General features: G+C 73.4%; 14 protein-coding genes. 3 read left to right on the forward strand and 11 right to left on the reverse strand.

Features of this window, described 5'->3' with window-relative positions; all coding sequences use genetic code 11:
• Window positions 1–4 precede the first annotated feature (4 nt).
• A complete protein-coding gene (locus tag Q5694_RS24915) occupies window positions 5–1,492 on the reverse strand; it encodes an LCP family protein (RefSeq protein ID WP_333935555.1) in 1,488 nt (495 codons plus the stop codon).
• Between the two features lie 126 nt (window positions 1,493–1,618).
• Here Q5694_RS24915 and Q5694_RS24920 point away from each other — a divergent pair, with 126 nt between their 5' ends.
• A complete protein-coding gene (locus Q5694_RS24920) occupies window positions 1,619–2,656 on the forward strand; it encodes a glycosyltransferase family 2 protein (RefSeq protein WP_333935556.1) in 1,038 nt (345 codons plus the stop codon).
• Window positions 2,657–2,721: 65 nt separating this feature from the next.
• Here the strand turns inward: Q5694_RS24920 and Q5694_RS24925 are convergent, their stop codons facing one another.
• The 6 genes from Q5694_RS24925 to Q5694_RS24950 all read right to left on the reverse strand — a co-directional run bounded on the left by Q5694_RS24925 (window position 2,722) and on the right by Q5694_RS24950 (window position 13,297).
• On the reverse strand, window positions 2,722–4,512 hold the full coding sequence (locus Q5694_RS24925; RefSeq protein ID WP_333935558.1) for an LCP family protein: 1,791 nt from the start codon (window positions 4,510–4,512) through the stop codon (window positions 2,722–2,724).
• 92 nt (window positions 4,513–4,604) lie between these two features.
• Complete coding sequence (locus Q5694_RS24930) at window positions 4,605–6,398, reverse strand: LCP family protein (protein ID WP_333935559.1); 1,794 nt, start codon at window positions 6,396–6,398, stop codon at window positions 4,605–4,607.
• 216 nt (window positions 6,399–6,614) lie between these two features.
• Entirely contained in the window at window positions 6,615–8,243 is a 1,629-nt protein-coding gene (locus Q5694_RS24935) for an LCP family protein (RefSeq protein WP_333935561.1), read from the reverse strand.
• 87 nt (window positions 8,244–8,330) lie between these two features.
• Window positions 8,331–10,223 carry an LCP family protein gene (locus tag Q5694_RS24940; protein WP_333935562.1) on the reverse strand — a complete coding sequence of 631 codons (1,893 nt, stop codon included), beginning with the start codon at window positions 10,221–10,223 and terminating at the stop codon, window positions 8,331–8,333.
• 239 nt (window positions 10,224–10,462) lie between these two features.
• On the reverse strand, window positions 10,463–11,668 hold the full coding sequence (locus tag Q5694_RS24945; RefSeq protein ID WP_333935564.1) for an LCP family protein: 1,206 nt from the start codon (window positions 11,666–11,668) through the stop codon (window positions 10,463–10,465).
• Between the two features lie 870 nt (window positions 11,669–12,538).
• Window positions 12,539–13,297: a TIGR03089 family protein gene (locus tag Q5694_RS24950; RefSeq protein WP_333935565.1), complete on the reverse strand. Its 759-nt coding sequence runs from the start codon at window positions 13,295–13,297 to the stop codon at window positions 12,539–12,541.
• A gap of 150 nt (window positions 13,298–13,447) precedes the next feature.
• Between Q5694_RS24950 and Q5694_RS24955 the strand changes: the two genes are divergently transcribed.
• On the forward strand, window positions 13,448–14,887 hold the full coding sequence (locus Q5694_RS24955; protein ID WP_333935566.1) for a peptidoglycan recognition protein family protein: 1,440 nt from the start codon (window positions 13,448–13,450) through the stop codon (window positions 14,885–14,887).
• Between the two features lie 143 nt (window positions 14,888–15,030).
• On the forward strand, window positions 15,031–16,113 hold the full coding sequence (locus Q5694_RS24960) for an NDP-sugar synthase (protein WP_333935567.1): 1,083 nt from the start codon (window positions 15,031–15,033) through the stop codon (window positions 16,111–16,113).
• Window positions 16,114–16,166: 53 nt separating this feature from the next.
• Here Q5694_RS24960 and Q5694_RS24965 read toward each other — a convergent pair whose 3' ends face one another.
• The 4 genes from Q5694_RS24965 to Q5694_RS24980 all read right to left on the reverse strand — a co-directional run bounded on the left by Q5694_RS24965 (window position 16,167) and on the right by Q5694_RS24980 (window position 20,102).
• Window positions 16,167–17,168 carry a DNA-3-methyladenine glycosylase family protein gene (locus tag Q5694_RS24965; protein WP_333935568.1) on the reverse strand — a complete coding sequence of 334 codons (1,002 nt, stop codon included), beginning with the start codon at window positions 17,166–17,168 and terminating at the stop codon, window positions 16,167–16,169.
• A gap of 69 nt (window positions 17,169–17,237) precedes the next feature.
• Window positions 17,238–18,554 (reverse strand): coenzyme F420-0:L-glutamate ligase, encoded by a 1,317-nt coding sequence (locus tag Q5694_RS24970; RefSeq protein ID WP_333935569.1) that lies wholly within the window; start codon window positions 18,552–18,554, stop codon window positions 17,238–17,240.
• The gene (cofD, locus tag Q5694_RS24975) at window positions 18,551–19,510 is read right to left on the reverse strand and encodes a 2-phospho-L-lactate transferase (protein ID WP_333935571.1); all 960 of its coding nucleotides are present in this window, start codon (window positions 19,508–19,510) and stop codon (window positions 18,551–18,553) included. Before cofD ends, Q5694_RS24970 begins: the two co-directional genes overlap by 4 nt.
• An 85-nt stretch (window positions 19,511–19,595) precedes the next feature.
• Window positions 19,596–20,102 (reverse strand): cysteine dioxygenase, encoded by a 507-nt coding sequence (locus Q5694_RS24980; protein WP_333935572.1) that lies wholly within the window; start codon window positions 20,100–20,102, stop codon window positions 19,596–19,598.
• Window positions 20,103–20,188: the final 86 nt, after the last annotated feature.

The following is a 20,188-nucleotide window of genomic DNA, read 5'->3' on the forward strand; positions in this document are numbered from 1 at the left end:
GGTCCTACGAGCACGCCACCTCGTCGCCGCGCACCACGCCGAACTCGCCCTGCCCCGGGTCCTCCGCCCGCACCTTGCGCACCCGCTCGAAGTCCGCGCCCGCGATCACCTTCAGCGTCGGCCCCAGGCCCTTGACCGGGCGCAGTTCACTGCCCGGCAGGGCGGCGGCGAGGGACTTCGCGGAGCGGTCCCAGCGCGGGTCGTGGGCGACGACCGTGCGCCTGACGTCGCGCGAGGCCGAGTTCACCGGGGCCTTGGTGGTGCGGAAGCCCGTCGACGCCAGGGCCGCGTCCACGCGGCGCCCGAGACCGGCGGTCCGGGTGCCGTTCTCCACCTGGACGCGGATCTGCTGCGGGGCGACCGGGACGATCAGCGCCGCGCCGCGCTGCCGGTGCACCGACAGCGGCTGGTCCCGGCGCAGGGCGTCGAAGAGCCGCTCGGCCTTCACCGGGTCCCACTTCAGCGTGGAGCCGACGCCCTTGACGGCGTAGCCCATGCGCCCGATCGGGACGGTGGTGAACTCGGACGAGGAGGGGGAGAAGTTCCGCATCGCCCGGCCCAGGTCCAGCATCTCGTCCGTGCCGAACCCCTTGTCCGCGCGCACCGAGCCCAGCACCGCCCGGGTCACGTCCCGGAACTTCATCGGGTTGAGCAGGATCCCGGACGAGGTGACCCGCTCCACGAGCGCCGCCAGGAAACGCTGCTGCCGCTTCATCCGGCCCAGGTCGGACGCCCCGTCGACATGGCGGGCACGCACGTACTGCAGGGCCTGCCCGCCGGCGAGCGTGTGCCGGCCGGCCGGCAGGTTCAGGCCGGTGTAGCTGTCCTTGAGCGGATCCGCGGTGCAGATCCGCACACCGCCCACCACGTCGACCGTCTTCATGAAGCTGGTGAAGTCGACCTCCAGGTAGTGGTCGATCTTCACCTTGGTCATGCTCTCCACCGTGCGCACGGTCAGCTGCGGCCCGCCCTCGGCGTACGCCGCGTTCAGCTTCACCGGGTGCCCGCGGTGCCGCTTGCCCGACGTGCGGTCGACGTGCGCCGGCGTGACGGCGTAGGAGTCGCGCGGCAGGCTCACCACGCTCGCGCGCTCCCGGTCCTGCGAGATGTGCACGATCATCATCGTGTCCGTGCAGTGGCAGGGGGCGCCGCCCAGCCGGTACTTGCGCCGCTCCTCCTTGCTGATCCTGTCGCGGCCGTCGGTGCCGACCAGCAGGACGTTCATGCCGTGGCCCGCCTGAGGGCGGTTCTTCATGTCCTTGAACGGGTCGACCCGGGCGATGTCCGCGTCCAGACTGGTCATCACCGCGTGCCCGATCCCGGCCGAGGCGAGGACCACCACGGACAGCGTGGTGACGATCCGCAGGCCCCAGCGGGGGCGGCGCACGCGCCCGGTCGGCGTGGGCCGGCGCGGGGCGGCCCGCTCGGAGGGGGGCTGGGGGCGGCGTTGCGGGGCGGCGGTGGACCGAGGGGACCGCGGCGGCGTGGGCATGGGGCACCTCCGGACGACGGCCGAGCGTGGGATCCGTGAAACCGTAGGCCGATACGATCTGCGGCCCGCGGTACCGCCCCGGTGGCGCGCACCGGTGTCCCCCGTTCGCGGTAACGTGAGGCCCCTATGAACGCCAATCCCGACGTGCGGCTCCCCGCCGTTTCCGTGATCATGCCCGTCCTCAACGAGGAGCGGCATCTGCGGGGAGCAGTCCAAGCGATCCTCGCGCAGGAGTACGCCGGCGAGATGGAGGTCGTGATCGCCCTCGGTCCGTCCACGGACCGCACGGACGAGATCGCCGCCGAGCTCGTGGCCGAAGACCCGCGCGTGCACACCGTCCCCAACCCCACGGGCCGTACGCCCGCCGCGCTGAACGCCGCGATCGACGCCTCGAAGCACCCGATCGTCGTCCGCGTCGACGGCCACGGCATGCTCTCGCCGAACTACATCGCCACCGCCGTACGGCTCCTGGAGGAGACCGGCGCGCAGAACGTGGGCGGCATCATGCACGCCGAGGGCGAGAACGACTGGGAGCACGCGGTCGCCGCCGCGATGACCTCGAAGATCGGGGTCGGCAACGCCGCCTTCCACACGGGCGGCCAGGCGGGCCCCGCCGAGACGGTGTACCTGGGGGTGTTCCGGCGCGAGGCGCTGGAGCAGCAGGGCGGCTACAACGTGGAGTTCATCCGCGCCCAGGACTGGGAACTGAACTTCCGCATCCGTGAGGCCGGCGGGCTGATCTGGTTCTCGCCCGAGCTGAAGGTGTCGTACCGGCCGCGGCCCAGCATGAAGGCGCTCGCCAAGCAGTACAAGGACTACGGCCGGTGGCGGCACGTCGTCGCGCGCTACCACGAGGGCTCCATCAACCTGCGCTACCTGGCCCCGCCGACCGCCGTGTGCGCGATCGCGGCCGGGACCGTGGTGGGCGCCCTGCTGACGCCGTGGGGCTTCGTCGTGCCCGGCGGCTACCTCGCGGCGATCGTGCTCGGTTCGGTGCCGGCGGGCAAGGGGCTGCCGCTGAAGGCGCGGTTGCAGATCCCGGTGGCGCTGGCCACGATGCACATGTCGTGGGGCTGGGGCTTCCTGACGAGTCCCCGGTCGCTGGCGAAGAAGGTCATCGCCTCCCGTCGTCCGGCGGTCCGCGCGGACGCGGCCACCGGCTGACGCCGCTTGGGTGCACGGGTGTTGCGCGACGGGCCCCTTCCCACCGCGGAAGGGGCCCGTGGCCGTCACCAGGTGAAGCCGGTGCCGACCTTCATGCAGGCCTTGTCGTCGGCCCCGTTGAGCGCCTGCGCCGACTCGGGCGTCCTGTCGCTGCGTTCGGGCGCCTCGTAGTCGTCGCCCGTGCGCCAGTCCGCGCCGACGACGAGGGTGACGCCGCTGACGTCGGTGGACCGTTTCACCGAACCCAGCGGGATCCCGAGGGCCCTGGCCACGCGCTGGGCGTCGCCCTCCAGGTCGGCGCTCGGGTAGCGGACGACGGTGGTCTTCTCGCTCCACGAGCCGTCGGTGTCGGCGACGGCCTGGGTGAAGCCCCGCTCCTTCAGCAGCCCGGCGACCGCGCTGGTCCGGCCGCCCGCCGGGGCCAGGGTGTCGGTCCGGGTGCCGTTGCGGACCTGCACGGCGATCTCGGCGTCGGCGGCGGCCGGGTCGTCGGAGGTCTTGTCCACCGCCGTCTTCGGCTTGTCCCTGCCGTCCAGCGCGATGTCCTCGCGCACCAGCCGGAACAGTTGCTCGGCGTCCTCGGTGGGCTCGACCCGGGCGCCGACGTACCGGTTGGGCATCGTGGTCATGGTGATGCGCTCCGGCTCGACCATCCGCAGCTGGTCGCTGAGGTCGTAGAGCTTCTTGACCGTGTCCAGGCCCGGGTCGACGGTCAGCGCCCGGGTGGCCTCCTCGGCGAGTCTGCGCAGCTTGTTGGGGCTGCTGAGGGTGGCGTTCTCGCGCAATTGGCGGACCATCGCGTTCATGTACATGTGCTGGGCCTTGGCGCGGGCGAGGTCGCTGCCGTCCTCGAAGCCGTAGCGGGTGCGCAGCCACTGCAGGGCCTGTTCGCCCTGGATGTACGTGGTGCCCTTCTTCAGCTTCAGGCCCGAGCCCTTGCCGTCGGAGGTGCGGGAGTGGATGTTGGCGTCCACGCAGACGGGGACACCGCCGATCGCGTCGGCCATCGACACGACCCCGGCGAAGTCGACCATGATGAAGTGGTCGATGTGGATGCCGGTCAGCTCCTGCCAGGTGGCGACGGTGCAGCCGGGACCGCCGTGGCCGAGGCTCTGGTTGGTCATGGTCCGGCCCCGGGTGGCCGGGTAGACCTTCCCGTCGTCCGGGTCGGTGCACTTGGGGATCTTGACCAGGGTGTCGCGCGGCATGCTGATGACCGACATGTTGCTGCGGTCGGCCGACACGTGCAGCAGCATCTGGACGTCCGCGAGCGGGGTGGAGCCGAACGTCTCGCGGGCACCGCCGAGTTTCTGGTTCTCCTCGGTGTCGCGGGCGTCGGACCCGATGAGCAGGATGTTCAGCGGCGTCTGCCCGGCGGCGTTGGGGGTGGGGGCGGCGACCTTGCCGTCGCCGAGGTTCAGGGCGTCCTTCTTGATGTTGCCGTTGAGGTGCCGGTAGTAGAGGTAACCCGCCCCGGCGGTCCCGAGTATGAGCACGGCCAGTACGGCGGAGGCCCACTTCAGCGCCCGCCGCCGCCGCGGGGGGCGGCCCCCGCGACCCGGCTTCCCCGCCTTCCCGTCGCGGCCGTCACCGCAGCCGCCGCCGGGGGAGGCGGCACCGGCGAGAGACGCACCGCGGGAGACGGCGCCGTCCGGGGCGGTGTCACCGTCCGGCGGGCCGGGGTCGTCCGAGGGGTTGCCCTCGTGCGGCGCTGCGTCCCGCTCCGACGTGACGGACTCGCCGTGGTGGGACGCCGGTCCGTCGCCGGGGGGATCCTCGTCCGGCACCGTCTTCTCCGCTCCCGGTTCACGGACGCCCTGTCGCGCTCCGTCCTCCCGCACACCGCTCTGCGTCACTTCCCCGGTCCTTCCCGCCCCCCGGCGCATGCAGCAGGCCCGTCCTGCCCCCTGTTAGACGCACGACGGGCCCGTCAGTTGCCCTCAGCGGGTCAACTCGCGCACACGACCTTGTCGGCCGTGGACCTCTCCACGTCCGGCGCCTCGGCCGGGGCGCTCAGCTTCACTCCGGCGCCCTTGAAGTCCTCGCCGAGGGTGAGCGTCATGGCGGGCAGGCCCTGGGAGTTGGTGACGCTCTCGCCGGGTTTCATCGCGGACCCGGACAGGCCCATGACGGCGGCGAGGCGCCGGGCCTGGCCGGCCTGGTCGGGGCCGTACTCCAGAGTCGTCTTCTTCAGGGCCTCGGGGGCGTTGCCGGCGTTCTCCGACTTGGTGACGCCCTCCTCGACCTGGAGGTACTGGAGCATCTTCTGCGCGCTGCCGGCGACGGCACCGCCGTTGAGGATCCGCACCCGGACCTCGGAGGCCGGGGCCTTGGTGCCCTTCAGCCGGGCTGCCGCGGCGTCCTTCTCCTTCTTCTGCCGCCGCTTGACCTCGGTGAAGGAGACGTCGTTCCTGATCATCTCGAACACCTGGGGCGCCTTCGACTCGTCGAGGACGACCGTCGCCTTCACCGTCTCCGCCGGGTTGTCCTTCACGGGGACGGTGGTGAAGGTGATGTTCTTCGTCGGCACCTTCTTCAGCTCCAGCGCCACGTCCTTGAGCGCGCCGACCGAGCCGATCGCCTTGTCCACCGTCAGCGCCTCGGTCGCGGCCTCGGCCAGCTTCAGCAGCTTGGACGGGCTCGTGAGGGTGTCCCCGGAGGCCATCTTGCGCATCAGCGAACCGAGGAACTGCTGCTGCACCTTGATCCGGTCGAGGTCACCGCTGTTGCCGAAGCTCTTGCGCGTGCGGACGAAGGCCAGGGCCTGCTCGCCCTCGACCGTCGACTCGCCGGCGGGCAGCACGAGTTTGGAGTCCTTGTCGTCGACCGGCTTCTCCACGCACACGTCGACGCCGTCGACCGCCGTCGTCAGCGTCTTCACGGCGTTGAAGTCGGCCATCATGAAGTGGTCCACGGAGATGCCGGTGTTCTCCTCCACCGTGCGCATCGTGCAGCCCGGGTCCCGGCCGCCCTCCCCGAGGCTGCGGTTGAAGCGGACGCCCCGCACCCCGGGGACGACCTTCTCCGAGCCGTCCTCCAGCTTCGTCGGGCAGTCCGGGATGTCCACGATCAGGTCGCGGGGGATGCTGAGCGCGGTGGCGTTGGTGCGGTCCTTGGCGACGTGCAGCAGGATCGTGGTGTCGGCGTGCCCCGCGCTGCCCTTGTCGCCGTACCCCTCGTTGCCGGCGCCGGTGCGCTTGTCCGTGCCGACGACGAGGATGGTGAAGGCCTCGTCCTTGCTGAAGTCCGAGGCACCGGCGCTGCCGACGTCGGTGGTGGTGACGTTGCCTTCCAGGTGCCGGAGGTAGAGGTAGCCGGCGGCGGCCACGCCGACCAGCACGAAGGCCATCGTGCCGCCGGTCCACAGCAGCATCTTCCGGGTCCGCCGGGGCCGTTGCCGCACCGGCCGGCGACCCCCGCGCCGTCCGGCCGCGGGCTCGGCGGGCTGGGTGCGCCGCTTGCGTTGCGGCGGCACGTCCGTGCGGGTGGCGCCGCCCGTCCGGGAACCCGCCGTCCGGGAGCCCCCCGTGCCGGAGCCCGTCGTGCCGGAACCCGCCGGGCGTGAGGCGCCGGGGCGGGGAGCCGCCGTGCGGGCGGCGGTCGCGGATCCGGGTGCCCGGCCGCCGGGCGACTGCGGGGCGGAAGGTGTCAGTCGCAGCTCGTACTCACCGGTGTTCGGGTTGAGCACCCACTGGTCCGCGGGGTCCATCCGTTCCCCCCGCCCACGGCGTTGCGCGTCCACGGTCGCTGTTTCCTCCGTCGGGGCACGCGGCGCCCCTCCCCCCGGGAGGCGCACGGGTACTCGGTCATCACAGAAGCACTGGATCGCTCACACTATCCGCCCAGTTGAACGTCGATGTGCGCCGAACGACAAATTCGACATCCGCACATCGGGCAATACCCCTCAAGTCCGGGAACGGCCGTTCGGCGGACCCGTGTGCGTGTATGGCTCCGGGTCCTACCAGCGGTAGGGCTGGTAGACGTCCATGCACGTGCCGGCGTCCGAGCCGTTGAGGGCGTCCGCGTCACCGGGCAGGTGCCCGGCCCCGGCCTTCGGCGGCTTCGGATACGCCGTGCCCGTACGCCAGTCGGCGCCCACGTCGACCGTGACACCGGAGACGTCCGTCGACCGGCGTACCGAACTCACCGGAATCCCGAGTGACTTGGCCACGCGCCGGGCGTCGCCCTCCAGGCCGGCGCCGGGGTACCGCACCACGGTCCGCTCCTCGGCGAGCGCGCCGGAGGTGTCCGCCGAGGCCTTGGTGAAGCCCTTCCCGGTGAGGGTGCGCGCAACGGCAGCCGCCCGTCCGCCGACCGGCCCGAGGGTGGCGGAACGCGTGGCGTTGCGCACCAGCACCTCGATCTCGCCGTCCGGCGCGGCCGGGTCCCGGGAGGCCTTCGCCCCGGGCTTCTTCGCCGCCCGCCGGGCGCCCTCGCCGTCGAACGGGACGTCGTCGCGGAGCATCTCCCACACCCGGTCGGCGTCGGCACCCGCCGGAACCAGGTGGTTGGCGTCCTGCGGGTCCGCGGCCGTCGGCAGCGTGGTCATGGTGATGCGGCCGGTGGGCACGGTCCTGAGCTGCGTCCCGAGGTCGTACAGCTTCTTGACCGTGCCGATCTCCTCGGAGACGTGCAGCGACCTGGTGGCCGCCTCCGCGAGGGCCGTGAGCCGGCCGGTGTCGGTGAACACGTTCTGCGCCTTGAGCGTGCGGATCATCGAGTTCATGTACATGTGCTGCGCCCGGGCCCGCAGCGGGTCGCTGCCCCAGGCGTGGCGGGTGCGCAGCCACTGCAGCGCCTGCTCGCCCCGGACCTTGGGGTGACCGGCCTTCAGCTTGAGCCCCGAGCCGCCGGGCACGCCGGGCAGCGGGCGGTCCCACACGTTCTGGCGCACGCACACCTCGACCCCGCCGATGGCGTCGGCCATCCGCACCACGCCCGCGAAGTCGATCGTCATCCAGTGGTCGATGTAGACGCCGGTGAGGTTCTCCCACGTGGTCAGCGTGCAACCCGCCCCGCCGCGGGCCAGGGAGGCGTTGATGATGGTGTTGACCGGCGGGTACGTCCGGCCGGTCGCCGGGTCGGTGCACTCGGGTATGTCGACCCGGGTGTCGCGCGGGATGCTCACCACGGACGCGCTTTCGCGGTCCGCTGACAGGTGGATCAGCATCTGCACGTCACCCAGCGGGGGATTGCCGCGGCTGTCCCGGCTGCCGCCCAGCCGCACGTTCGCGTCGGAGTTCCGGCTGTCGGAGCCGATCAGCAGGATGTTCAGCGGTGTCTGCCCGGCCGCGTTCGGCTCGGCCCTGCGCGCCTTGGAGTCGCCGCTGCTGCGCTCGCCCTTGAGGATGTTGCCGTTCAGGTGCTCGTAGTAGAGGTAGCCGGCCCCGGCCGTGACGAGGACGAGCGCGGACAGCCCGAGCGCCGACCAGCGCAGCGCTCGGCGCCCGCGGCCTCGCGGCGGCCGGCCGCCCGTACCGCCGCGGCCGTCCGCTCCGCCGTCCCGGCTGTCCGGGCCGTCCACCGGCCGGCGCGGCCCGGGACCCGGCTTGGTCCCCTCCGCGAACACACTGCTGCCCTGCGCCATCTCTCCCCGCTTCCCCGCCCCGCGCGTCGCACGCCCGGCCGGACGGCCTGCCGTACGCCCTGGAGGACGTACGACAGGCCCGTCACGTCACTTGGCGCACTCGACTTTGTCGGCCGTGGACCTGTCGACGCCCTCCGGCGCCTTGTCGGGGGTCGTGAGCGGCACCCCCGCGCCCTCGAAGTCCTTGCCGAGGGTGAGGGTGATGGCGGGCAGGCCCTGGGAGTTGGTGACGCTCTCGCCGGGTTTCATCGCGGACCCGGACAGGCCCATGATGGCGGCGAGGCGCCGGGCCTGGCCGGCCTGGTCGGGGCCGTACTCCAGGGTCGTCTTCTTCAGGGCCTCGGGGGCGTTGCCGGCGTTCTCCGACTTGGTGACGCCCTCCTCGTTCTGCAGCCAGCTGAGTGTCTCCTGGGCGCTGCCGGCGACGGCACCGCCGTTGAGGATCCGCACCCGGACCTCAGAGGCCGGGGCCTTGGTGCCCTTCAGCCGGGCGGCGACCGCGGCCGCCTCCTTCTTTTTCTTCTGCTTGACGGCGGTGAAGGACACGTCGTTCCGGATCATCTTGAAGACCTGGGCCGCCTTGGAGTCGTCGAGGACGACCGTGGCCTTCACCTTCTCCGCCGGATTGTCGACGACGGGCACGGTGGTGAAGGTCAGGTTCTTGACGTTGAGCTTGCCCAGCTCCAGGCCGAGGTCCTTCAGTTTGCCGATGCTGTCCAGCTGCGAGTCGACGGTGAGCGCCTTGGTGCCGGCCTCGGCCAGGTCGAGCATCTTCTGCGGGCTGGTCAGAGTGTCGTTGGACTTCAGCTTGCGCATCAGCGCGCTCAGGAACTGCTGTTGCAGCCCGATCCGGCTCAGGTCGCCGCCGAAGCCCACGGCGTGGCGCGTGCGCACGAAGGCCAGTGCCTGCTCGCCCTCGATGGTGTGCGTGCCCTTCGACAGCTTCAGGTGGGAGTCCGGGTCGTCGATGTCCTTGCCCAGGCAGACCTCGACCCCGCCGACCGCGCTGGTCAGCGTCTTGACCGCGTTGAAGTCGGCCACCATGAAGTTGTCCGGCTTGACTCCGGTCAGCTCGGTCACGGTCCGCATGGTGCAGCTGGGGGTGCGGCCGTCCTGGCCGAGGCTGGTGTTGAAGCGGACCCGCTGGGTGCCGGGGATGACCTTCTGCGAACCGTCGTCCTGCGTGGTCGGGCAGTCCGGCACGTCCACGATCAGGTCGCGCGGAATGCTCAGCGCGGTCGCGTTGGAGCGGTCCTTGGAGACGTGCAGCAGGATCGTGGTGTCGGCGTGCCCGACGCTGCCCGCGTCGCCGTAGCTCTCGTTGCCCTTGCCGGTGCGCTTGTCCGTGCCGATCAGCAGGATGTTGATGGCCTTGTCCTTCTCGAAGCCACCGGTGCTCGCTCCGTCGTCGGAGACGGAGGCGATGTTGTCGTTGAGGTGCTGGATGTAGAGGTACGCGGCGCCCGCCCCGGCGACCAGCACGAAGGCCATCGTGCCGCCGGTCCACAGCAGGATCTTCTTGCCTTTGGAGGACTTCTTGACCGGCCGCCTGCCGCGGCGTCCCGGCGGCGGCTCCTCCGGCGCCGCGCGGCGTCTGCGCGGCGGCGGCACGGCCCGGCTCGCGCCCTCACGCCCCGCGCCCTCGCGGCGCGGTGTCTCACGGCTCCGGTTCTCACGCCCCGCGCCCTCGCGGCGCGGTGTCTCACGACTCCGGTTCTCCCGGCCCGCGCCGCCCCGGCCCGCGCCCTCGCGTCCCTCGCCCTCCCGGCCCGCGCCGTCGCGGCGCTGGCGTCCGGCGGCCTCCCTGCGGCCGCGGGCCGGCGGGGCCGCGTCGGAGGACCGCGGCCTGCGGGGCCCGGGCACCGCCGACTGCGGTGCGGAAGGGCCCAGTCGCAGTTCGTATTCGCCGGTGTTCGGGTTGAGCACCCACTGGTCGGCGGGATCGATGTCGTCCGCCCGCCCACGGCCTTGCGCGTCCACGGTTGCCTGATTCCTCCGTCGGGGCACGCGGCGCCTTCCCCCTTCAGGCGCTCGGGTCTCGGTCACGGTGCGCGGCCCGAGGACCGTTCCCCGGAAGCCGGGCGCACCGGATCGCTCACACTAACCGCCCACTTCAGCGTCGAACGACGGCGGTGACAAATTCCACGTCCCTACACCTGGGCAATTCGCCCATTTCCCAGATGAAGAGTTCGTTGCCGCGGACCGCCTTGGGGCCCGCTTTACTCACAGGAGTGTTCGGCCGCCGTGTTCCCCCGGAACGTCGGAGGCGGAGAAACGGTGACGGACGGCTTCACCGAGTGTTCCCGGTACGTCTCCCCGTTCGACCCGCCGCGCCCGTCGCGTGGCCGGCCGGGAGCGGAACCCGGCGGTACGTTTCCCGCCACGACCACCGGTCTGTCGGTGCGCAGCCGCTCGAACAACTCCTCCGCCTCGGGCTCCACGAGTTGGTCGCGATTGGCGTCGAACGCGTACGACTCCCGGGGTACGGTCAGGAATTGCACGTGTTCGACGGGGATGTCGCGCAGACCGCGCACGAGTTCGTACAAACCGCGCAGGCTCGCCAGGTCCGGGTCCGTCGTGAGAGAGGACGTGGCGGCGTCCAGCACGGGATACAGCTTCGCCGGATTCAGCAGGACGCCATTGCTGCGCACCTTGGTGACGAGTGCCCCGAGGAAGTGCTGCTGGCGTTCCATCCGCTCGGTGTCGCTGCCGTCGCCGAGTGACTTGCGGGCACGGACGTAACCGAGGGCCTGCTCGCCGTTCAGGGTGACCCGCCCTGCGGGCAGCCGCAGCTTCGCGGCCCGGTCGTCGATGGGCTCCCGCAGGCACACCTCGACGCCGTCGACCGCGTCGACCATCTCCTTGAAACCGTGGAAGTCGACGACGACGTGGTGGTCCACCCGGATGCGGGTGAGCTTCTCCACCGTGCGGATCGTGCACGCCGAACCGCCCACCTCGAACGCCTGGTTGAACACGGTGAACCGGGGCGCGCTGCGGGACCCGTCCGGGCGGCGGCAGCCCGGCAGGTGGACCATCAGGTCGCGCGGGAGGGACACCGCGGTCGCCCGGCCCCGGCCCGCGGACAGGTGCAGCAGGATCGCGGTGTCGGACCGCTCGGTGCCCGAGTCCCGCCCGTAGCGGGCGTTGTCGTCGCCCTCGCGCGAGTCCGAACCGATGAGCAGGATGTTGCGGGCGCCCTTGACCAGCGCGGTGGGCCGCTCCTTGTCGTACCGCGCCAGTTCGGCGGCCGCGGCCTCGTCCGGGGTGATGTTCCCGCTGAGTTTCGCGTAGACGGCCCAGCTCGCGCCCGCGGCCGCGAGCACGACACCGGTGAAGGCGAACGCGGCGATCCGCACCCGTCGCCGTCGCCGTCGCCGTCGCACCAGGCCCCCGCCGGCCGAGGCCCCGGCGACCGGCCTCGGCACCGGCCCCTGTCCTCCTGTGTCGGCCACGACAGGGACCACCCCTCCTGACGTAGGAACGTGCGCACCGTTCCTACGACGATGGCCCGGACGGGCCCCGGGCGCGGGGTGGGGATGGACCGAACGGGCGAACGGGACCGGCTGCGGCCGCAGGCCGCATCGGCCCTCCACGGCCGCAACCGCACTCGGCCGGACGCCCGGCTGGGTTGTGGGGGCAGGCCCCGGTACTCGGTGCGGTGGCCCGTCGCACCCTGGGCGGCAGTGCGACGCGCCGGGTCGGGCCGCCCGACTCGATCGCGGGGGCAGGCTCCGACGCGCGCGGTCCGGCTCCCCGCCGCGGCTCCGGGCGGCTGTGCGACGCGCCGGGCCGCCCGACTCGACCGCGGTGGCAGGCTCCGACGTGCCCGGGAGCCGACCCCTCGCGGCCCCGCGCAACGCTCCGGAGCCGCCCGGTCGGGCCGCCCGACTCGATCGCGGTGGCAGGCTCCGACGTGCCCGGGAGCCGGCCCGCCGCGGCCCCGCGCAACGCTCCGGAGCCGCCCGGTCGGGTCGCCCGGCTCGATCGCGGGGGCAGGCTCCGACGCACGTGGTCCGGCGGCCCGGTTCAGCTCCGGGCGGCTGTGCGACGCGCCGGGTCAGGTCGCCCGACTCGATCGCAAGGGCAGGCCCCGACGCGCGCGGTCCGGCTCCCCGCCGCGGCTCCGGGCTGCAGTGCGACGCGCCGGGTCGGGCCGCCCGGGAGCCGGTGGCAGGCTCCGACGTGCCCGGGAGCCGGACCGCCGCGGCCCCGCGCAACGCTCCGGACCCACCCGGTCAGGCCGCCCGACTCGACCGCGGGGGCAGGCTCCGACGCACGTGGTCCGGCGGACCGGTTCAGCCCCGGGCGACCGTCGTGACGCGTTCGCTCTCGATCCGCTTGTCCAGGACCCCGGCACCGGCCCGGTCCAGGTTCCGGCACAGCACCACCGAGCCCCCGGTCGCCAACGGCCCGTACAGCCCCGCGTTCAGGCCCTCCCACGTGTCGAAGCCGAGCCCCGACAGGATGCGCGACCCGGGCCCGGTCAGTCCGAGGCCCGTCGCCTCCGCCCGGGCCCGCTCGACGACCTCGGCCCCGCTGAACTCCCGGCCGGCCACGATCAGCGCGGGCCCGTCCGGATCCACCGGCGCGTACGGCACGAACCGGTCGCCCTGCCCCGGCACCTCCACCGCGTAGTCGGCGAAGCCCTCCGGCGCCTGCGGGAACCGTCCGCCCAGCGGCCGCAGAGCCATCGCGATCCGCGCCCCGGAGCAGCCCCGGGCCGTCTCCAGTCCTTCGGGTCCGCTCACCACGACGTCGGCCGCCCGCACGTCCCCGGCCATGTCCGCGACGACACCGACCGACGCACAGGCCAGCAGCCACACCGCCGTCTGCCAGTGCGCCGGCAGCAGCAGGGCCACCCGGTCCCCGGGCTCGACCGACAGCTCGTCCTGGAGCAGGTTCGAGGTCTTGGCCACCCAATTGGCGAAGGTGGCCACGGACAGCTCGACCCGTTCGCCGGTCGCGTCGTCGTAGAAGGTGACCAGGGGGCGTCCCGGGTCCGCGGCGAGCGCGGAAGCCAGCAGGTCGGCAGGGGTGCGATCGGTGGCGTTCACCCGCGCAAGCGTACGCAACCCCCGGCTCCGCGCCCAAGGGACGGCCCACCGCCCCGCCCCGAATGCGCCACCGGTTCGGCGGAATCCGGGCCGACAGTCCGTCACATCCCGGATGGACAGATTTGTATGACTATGTCCAAGATCAGGGGCATGCGTGGATTCCTTGCTTCCTCGATCGGTGTCACCTGTGCGGCCGCTCTGGCCCTCCCTCTCACCCCGCCCGCCGCCGCGGCGACCGCGAGTCCGGTGCCGACCGCGGAGGCCGCCACGGCGGCGAGACCCGCGGTCGACGCGGGCACCCCCGGCGCGCCGGCCCCGCGCGTCGCCCCGTCCACCGCCCCCGGCAGCACCCAGTCGATCCCCCTGGAGCCACCCGCCCGCGACCGCGCCACCCCCTCCGCCCCCGCCACCGAGCAGGTCGTGCCCCGCCGTTCCGTACGCCACTTCTCCCTCCTCGGCGTCGTCTGGGACGACCCCGAGGCCGAACTGCACGGCCGTGTCCAGGTCCGCACCCGCGCCGCGGGCACCGGCACCTGGTCGGGCTGGCAGGACCTGGAGACGCACAACACCGAGCACGCGGCCGACCGGGACACCGCCGAGGGCGCCTCGGGCCGGGTGCGCGGCGCCACGGCACCGCTGTGGGTGGGCGACTCCGACGGTGTGGAACTCCGGGTCCGCTCCGAGGCCGCGCAGCAGGACGCCCGGCAGGGCGCGGACGCCCGCGAAGTGCCGGCCGCGCCCCCGCTGCCCGCCGGACTCCGTCTCGAACTCGTCGACCCGGGCGACGACGCCACGCCCGCCGACGGTCCCCGCACGGCGGGCGCCGCCGCCGAGAGTGCGGAAGCCGCCGAGGCGTCCGCCGCCAACGCCGGCCTCGCCGCGCCCGGTGCCACCGAGATCGCCGCCCTCAGCCGCGCCGAGACCGAGCAGGAGCTCTTCGCGCTCGCCGCCGAGGGGGTGGCCGGTGCGCCCCGGGCCAAGCCGTACATCGGCCCCCGCCCCGCCATCGTGACGCGACGCGGCTGGGGCGCGGACGAGGGGCTGCGGGAGTCGGGCTTCAAGTACACGAAGAAGGTCAAGGCCGCCTTCGTGCACCACACGGCCAGCGGCAACGGCTACAGCTGCTCGCAGGTCCCCTCACTCATCCGCAGTATCTACCGCTACCACGTCAAGAGCATGGGCTGGCGGGACATCGGCTACAACTTCGTCGTCGACAAGTGCGGAAAGATCTACGAGGGCCGGGCCGGAGGCGTGGCCAAGCCGGTCCTCGGCGCGCACACCCTTGGTTTCAACAGCAACAGCATGGGGATCGCCGTCCTCGGGACGTACGGCTCGAAGAAGCCGGCGAAGGCCGCGGTCAAGGCCGTCGCCCGGCTCAGTGCCTGGAAGCTGGGGCTGCACGGGATGAACCCGAAGAAGAAGACCACGCTGAAGTCGGCTGGCAGCAACCTCTACGGCAAAGGTAAGAAGGTACGACTGAACGTGATCTCGGGACACCGGGACGGCTTCAAGACGGAGTGCCCCGGCGGGAAGCTCTACGCGAAGCTCGGCTCGGCCCGCTCCAAGGCGGCCCAGTACCAGGGCCGCTGAGCGCACGTTCACCGCCGCCGGGGGGCATGCGGGGCAGGGGGGCGGAACGCCGCACGGCCAGCGAAGGCGCCACGGAACGGTCTGCATACACTGACCGGCCGAAAGACAGTTCGGCCGGTCCCGGCAGGAAGCAGAGACGACACGTGACAGAAGCGATCCTCCTGGTCGGCGGCAAGGGCACCCGGTTGCGCCCGCTCACGGTGCACACGCCCAAGCCCATGGTCCCGGCGGCCGGGGTGCCCTTCCTCACGCACCAGCTGGCCCGGGCGAGAGCGGCGGGCGTCGAGCACATCGTCCTCGCCACGTCGTACCTGGCCGAGGTCTTCGAGCCCTACTTCGGCGACGGGGCCGCGCTCGGGCTGCACATCGAGTACGTGACGGAGGAGGAGCCGCTCGGCACCGGCGGAGCCATCCGCAACGTCGCCTCCCGGCTGCACTCCGGGCCCGACGACCCGGTCCTGATCTTCAACGGCGACATCCTCACGGGCCTGGACATCCGGGCCCTGGTCGACACCCACGCGACGTCGGGCGCCGACGTCTCCCTGCACCTCACCAAGGTCACCGACCCGCGCGCCTACGGCCTGGTCCCCACGGACGGCACGGGCAGGGTCCTGGCCTTCCTGGAGAAGCCGCAGACGCCCGAGGAGATCGTCACCGACCAGATCAACGCGGGTGCGTACGTCTTCCGCCGCTCGGTCATCGACACGATCCCGCAGGGCCGGCCGGTGTCGGTGGAGCGCGAGACCTTCCCCGGCCTGCTGGCCGCCGGGGCCCACCTGCAGGGCATGGTCGACTCCACCTACTGGCTCGACCTGGGCACCCCGGCCGCCTTCGTGCGCGGTTCGGCGGACCTGGTGCTGGGCCGGGCCCCGTCGCCCGCCGTCCCGGGCCGCTGCGGCGACCGCCTGGTGCTGCCGACGGCCCGGGTCGCCTCCGACGCCAAGCTGTCCGGCGGCACGGTGGTGGGCGAGGGCGCGTTCGTCGCGGAGGGCGCGAGGGTCTTCGGCAGCACGATCCTGCCGGGTGCGGTGATCGAGCCGGGGGCCGTGATCACCGACTCGCTGATCGGCACCCGGGCCCGTGTGGGCGAGCGCTCGGTCCTCACCGGCACGGTCATCGGCGACGGCGCGGTCATCGGCGCCGACAACGAACTGCTCGAAGGCGCCCGCATATGGTGCGACGCCCGCATCCCCGCGGGCGCGGTCCGCTTCTCGTCGGACCAGTAGGACGCACGACGGACGGGGCGGCCGGGGCGGACGGGCCGTCCCGTCCGCGCGGTTCACAGCCGCCCGATGTCCCACCGGGGCATCTTCGGCGCCCTGCGCGCGGGGACCCGTCCGCTCAGCAGGATCAGCCGGGCCGCCCGGTGCCGCTGCCCCGCGTAGGGCTCGAGCAGCTCCAGCATCGCCGCGTCGTCCGCGTCCCGGTCCCCGGCCAGCGCCCAGCCCACGATGCCGGGCAGGTGCAGGTCCCCGACCGTCACCTCGTCCGCCGCCCCGTGACTGCGCTGCACCGTCTCCGCGGAGGTCCACGGCCCGATCCCCGGCACCAGCTCCAGCCGCGCCCGGGCGGCGGCGGGCTCCAGCCCGGCGGCCTGCTCCAGCCGCGCGGCGACCCGCACGGCACGCAGGATCGTCGACGCCCGCTTGTTGTCGACCCCGGCGCGGTGCCACTCCCACGACGGAATCAGCGCCCAGGTGCGCGGCGCCGGCATCACGTACATCCGCTCGGGCGCCGGGCCCGGCGCGGGCTCGCCGTGGCGGCGCACCAGCAGCCGCCACGCCCGGTAGGCCTCGTCCGTCGTGACCTTCTGCTCCAGGATCGACGGGATCAGCGACTCCAGCACCAGCCCGCTGCGCGTCAGCCGCAGCCCGGGCCGCCGGTGCTGTGCCGTCGCCAGCAGCCGGTGCCGCGGCACGAACGCCGACGGTTCGTCCGCCGCCCCGAGCATCTCCGGCATCCGGTCCAGCAGCCACTCGGCCCCGGGCCCCCAGGCCTGCCCGCGCACCCCGCCACCCTGGGCGCACACACGCAGCGTGCCCGGGCCGGCCGGGGTGAGGCTGGCCCGCCACACCGAGCCGTCCGGCGTCGCGCGGAAGGTCGGGTCCCCGGGCCCGCGCCGCAGCGGCCCGAGCACCAGCCCCAGGTCGAGCGGCCCGTCGGGCACCCAGTCCCGTACCCGCCCCGGCCCCGCCGCCTGCCGCGGCACGCCCGCGCCCACGGTGACATGGCCACCACGCACGGACGTGCGGGTGGGCCGGGGAGCGAATCGTCCTGCCATGAGTGAGGTCCCTGGTCGCGAGTGCCGGTGCCGGGAGGCCCTACGAGGGTAGGCCCCGCCCGGCCCTGATCACCGCACCTCGATGAACGCCTCCGCGTCCCGACCGGGCCGCTCGCGCGGTTCCCCGGCCGGATGCCCGACCGCCACCGCCCCCATCGGGTCCCAGTGGTCCGGCAGGTCCAGCACCTCGCGCACCACGTCCCGGCAGAACATCGTGGAGGACACCCACGCCGAGCCCAGCCGCTCCCCGGCGAGCGCGACCAGGAAGTTCTGCACGCCGGCACCGGTGGCGACGACGAACATCTCGCGCTCGGCCCCGTCCCGGCGGGCGTCGCCGTAGTGGTGCGAACCGTCCATGACGAGGCAGGGGACGACCAGGCAGGGCGCGTTGCGCAGGACGTCGCCGCGCCGCACCCGCTTGGCGATGGACTCCTCCGTCTTCCCGTCCCGGCGCAGGTCGGCGATCCAGGCGTCCCGCATCGCGTCCAGCAGCCGGGTCCGCGACCCGGGCGACTCCAGCAGCACGAACCGCCACGGCGTGGTGTGGTGCGGGGCCGGCGCCGTGACGGCCGCGGCCACGGCCCGCCGTACGGCACCGGGGTCGACGGGCTCGTCCGTGAACGCCCGCACCGTGCGCCGCTGGGTCACGGCCAGCCGGACCGCCTCGGAGGTGCCCAGGCGGAACATGTCGTCCCGGGCGCCGCGGACCATGGCCCGCGCCCCCTCCCCGTCGCCGTCCGCCACCACGTGGGCCAGCCCGCGCACCACGGCGACGGGCAGACCCGCCGACTTGCCCTTGACGAGGTCGCCGGCGGCGGCGAGTTCGTCGGCCGTGGCGACGACGGTGGCGCTGAGCGGATTGCCGTGGGCGTCCGTGCCGCCGCGCAGGTCGTCCAGGACGCGCACGCCCGCCGCGCCGATCGCGACGTCGGTGAGCCCGGCGCGCCAGGGCCGCCCGGACGTGTCGGTGACGACGACGCCGACCTCCACCCCCAGCGCGTCCCGCAGCCCGTCGCGGATCGCCCGGGCGGAGGCGTCCGGGTCCTCCGGCAGCAACAGCACGGTCCCCGCAGGGGTGTTGGAGGCGTCGACCCCGGCGGCGGCCATGACCAGGCCCTGCCGGTTCTCCACGATGCGCAGGGCACCGCGCCGGGCGACCACCCGGACGGTCTCGGCGTCGATCGCGGCCTCCCGGTCGTCCGCCCGGACGATCCGGCCCTCGGCCTTAGACACGATCTTCGAGGTGACGAGCACCACGTCCCCGTCGGCCAGCCCGGGCTCGGCGGCCGCGATCAGCTTGGCCAGGTCGTCCCCGGGCGTCACCTCGGGCAGCCCGGCCGGGGCCCAGACGCGGTACCCGCCGGCGCCCCGCTCCGCACGGCTCACGCGCCGCGCACCTCCTCCGCCAGGTCCAGTGCCTCCCGGGCCATCCGGGCGGTGGCGTCGACGTCGGTCATCATCAGCGGCACGGCCCGGCAACGGATCCCGGCCGCCTCGACCGACTCCACCGCGCCCGCGTCCACCGTGTCGACGAGCCAGCCGTCCAGCAGGCCCGAGCCGTAGTGCCCGGCGACCGCCGTCGCCGTCGACTCGACGCCGACGGCGGCGAGCACCTTGTCGGCCATGCCCCGCACCGGCGCGTCCCCGACGATGGGGGACAGGCCGACCACCGGCACCCCCGCGTCCGCGACGGCCTCGCGGATGCCGGGCACGGCGAGGATCGTGCCGATCGAGACGACCGGGTTGGACGGCGGGAAGAGGATCACGTCCGCCCCGGCGATGGCCTCCAGCACGCCCGGCGCCGGCTTGGCCTGCTCGGCACCGACCGGCACGACGGCCTCGGCGGGCACCGAGGCGCGCAGCCGTACCCAGTACTCCTGGAAGTGGACCGCCTTGCGCTCGCCGTCGATCTCGACGGCCACGTGCGTCTCGACGCGGTCGTCCGACATGGGGATCAGCCGCACGCCCGGCTGCCACCGGTCGCACAGCGCCTCGGTCACCGCGCTCAGCGGGTAACCGGCGCCCAGCATCTGCGTCCGCACGATGTGCGTGGCGAAGTCCCGGTCGCCCAGGCCGAACCAGTCGGGCCCGACGCCGTACGCGCCGAGTTCCTCCTTGAGGTGGAAGGTCTCGTCGGCGCGCCCCCAGCCCTGCTCCTCGTTGATGCCCCCGCCGAGCGTGTACATCACCGTGTCCAGGTCCGGGCAGACCTTCAGCCCGAAGAGGTGGATGTCGTCGCCGGTGTTGCCGATGACCGTGATGTCCGCGTCCGGCACGGCCCGCTTCAGACCACGCAGGAACCGGGCACCGCCGATGCCGCCTGCCAGAACCACAATGCGCATGGGGCAAGTCTCGCAGGCGGCGGCGGCGACGGTCCGCCGGCCGTGACCACCGGGACGCCCCGGGCCCCGGGCGGCCGCGGAACCGTCAGGCGCTCACGCCGCCCGGTACGCTCCGGGCCTCGCAGTGCGGCGCGGTGTGCATCGGCATCTGCGTCAGCCCCGGGTGGTACACGTGCAGGCTCACGGCCGCCTCCAGCGCGTCGTTGACCACCTCGTGCACGTACCCGGGCGCGAACACGCGCTGGGCGCCCGCCCGCAAGGCGCGTGTGCCCCGTTCCGTGCGCTCGGTCAGCGCCCCCTGCAGCACGGTCAGCACGCCGGAGGAGCGGCCGTGGTCGTGCAGCCCGCTGCCCTGTCCGGGCACCCAGGACAGCAGCCACACCTCGTAGCCGGGGCCGGTGCGCAGGCGGTGGTACCAGCGGCTGGTCGCGTCGTAGCGGACGAGGTGCTCCCACTGGGAGCGGTCGGCGGCGACGGAGCGGGCCAGTCCGGCGAACTCGGCGACGGTGGCCGGGTGCTCACGCGGGGCCTGCAGGAGGTGCCGGACTTCGAGGATGTCGCCGGCGATCTGGAGGTCGCTGTCGCTGTTCATGGGGTGCGGTGGTTCCTCGGCTGGAGTGGAGGTCGGTGGGGGGTCGCGCCGTCTGTGCCCGGATCGCGGGCGGCGGCAGGAGTGCC

This window comes from Streptomyces sp. AHA2, assembly GCF_036857595.1.
Classification (GTDB): domain Bacteria; phylum Actinomycetota; class Actinomycetes; order Streptomycetales; family Streptomycetaceae; genus Streptomyces.

Bases quoted from the DNA above. Each gene is read 5' to 3' on its own strand.
- Q5694_RS24935 (WP_333935561.1), bottom strand. From the start codon at position 8,243: ATGGCGCAGGGCAGCAGTGTGTTCGCGGAGGGGACCAAGCCGGGTCCC.
- Q5694_RS24980 (WP_333935572.1), bottom strand. From the start codon at position 20,102: ATGAACAGCGACAGCGACCTCCAGATCGCCGGCGACATCCTCGAAGTC.
- Q5694_RS24920 (WP_333935556.1), top strand. From the start codon at position 1,619: ATGAACGCCAATCCCGACGTGCGGCTCCCCGCCGTTTCCGTGATCATG.
- cofD (WP_333935571.1), bottom strand. From the start codon at position 19,510: ATGCGCATTGTGGTTCTGGCAGGCGGCATCGGCGGTGCCCGGTTCCTG.
- Q5694_RS24965 (WP_333935568.1), bottom strand. From the start codon at position 17,168: ATGGCAGGACGATTCGCTCCCCGGCCCACCCGCACGTCCGTGCGTGGT.
- Q5694_RS24955 (WP_333935566.1), top strand. From the start codon at position 13,448: ATGCGTGGATTCCTTGCTTCCTCGATCGGTGTCACCTGTGCGGCCGCT.
- Q5694_RS24915 (WP_333935555.1), bottom strand. From the start codon at position 1,492: ATGCCCACGCCGCCGCGGTCCCCTCGGTCCACCGCCGCCCCGCAACGC.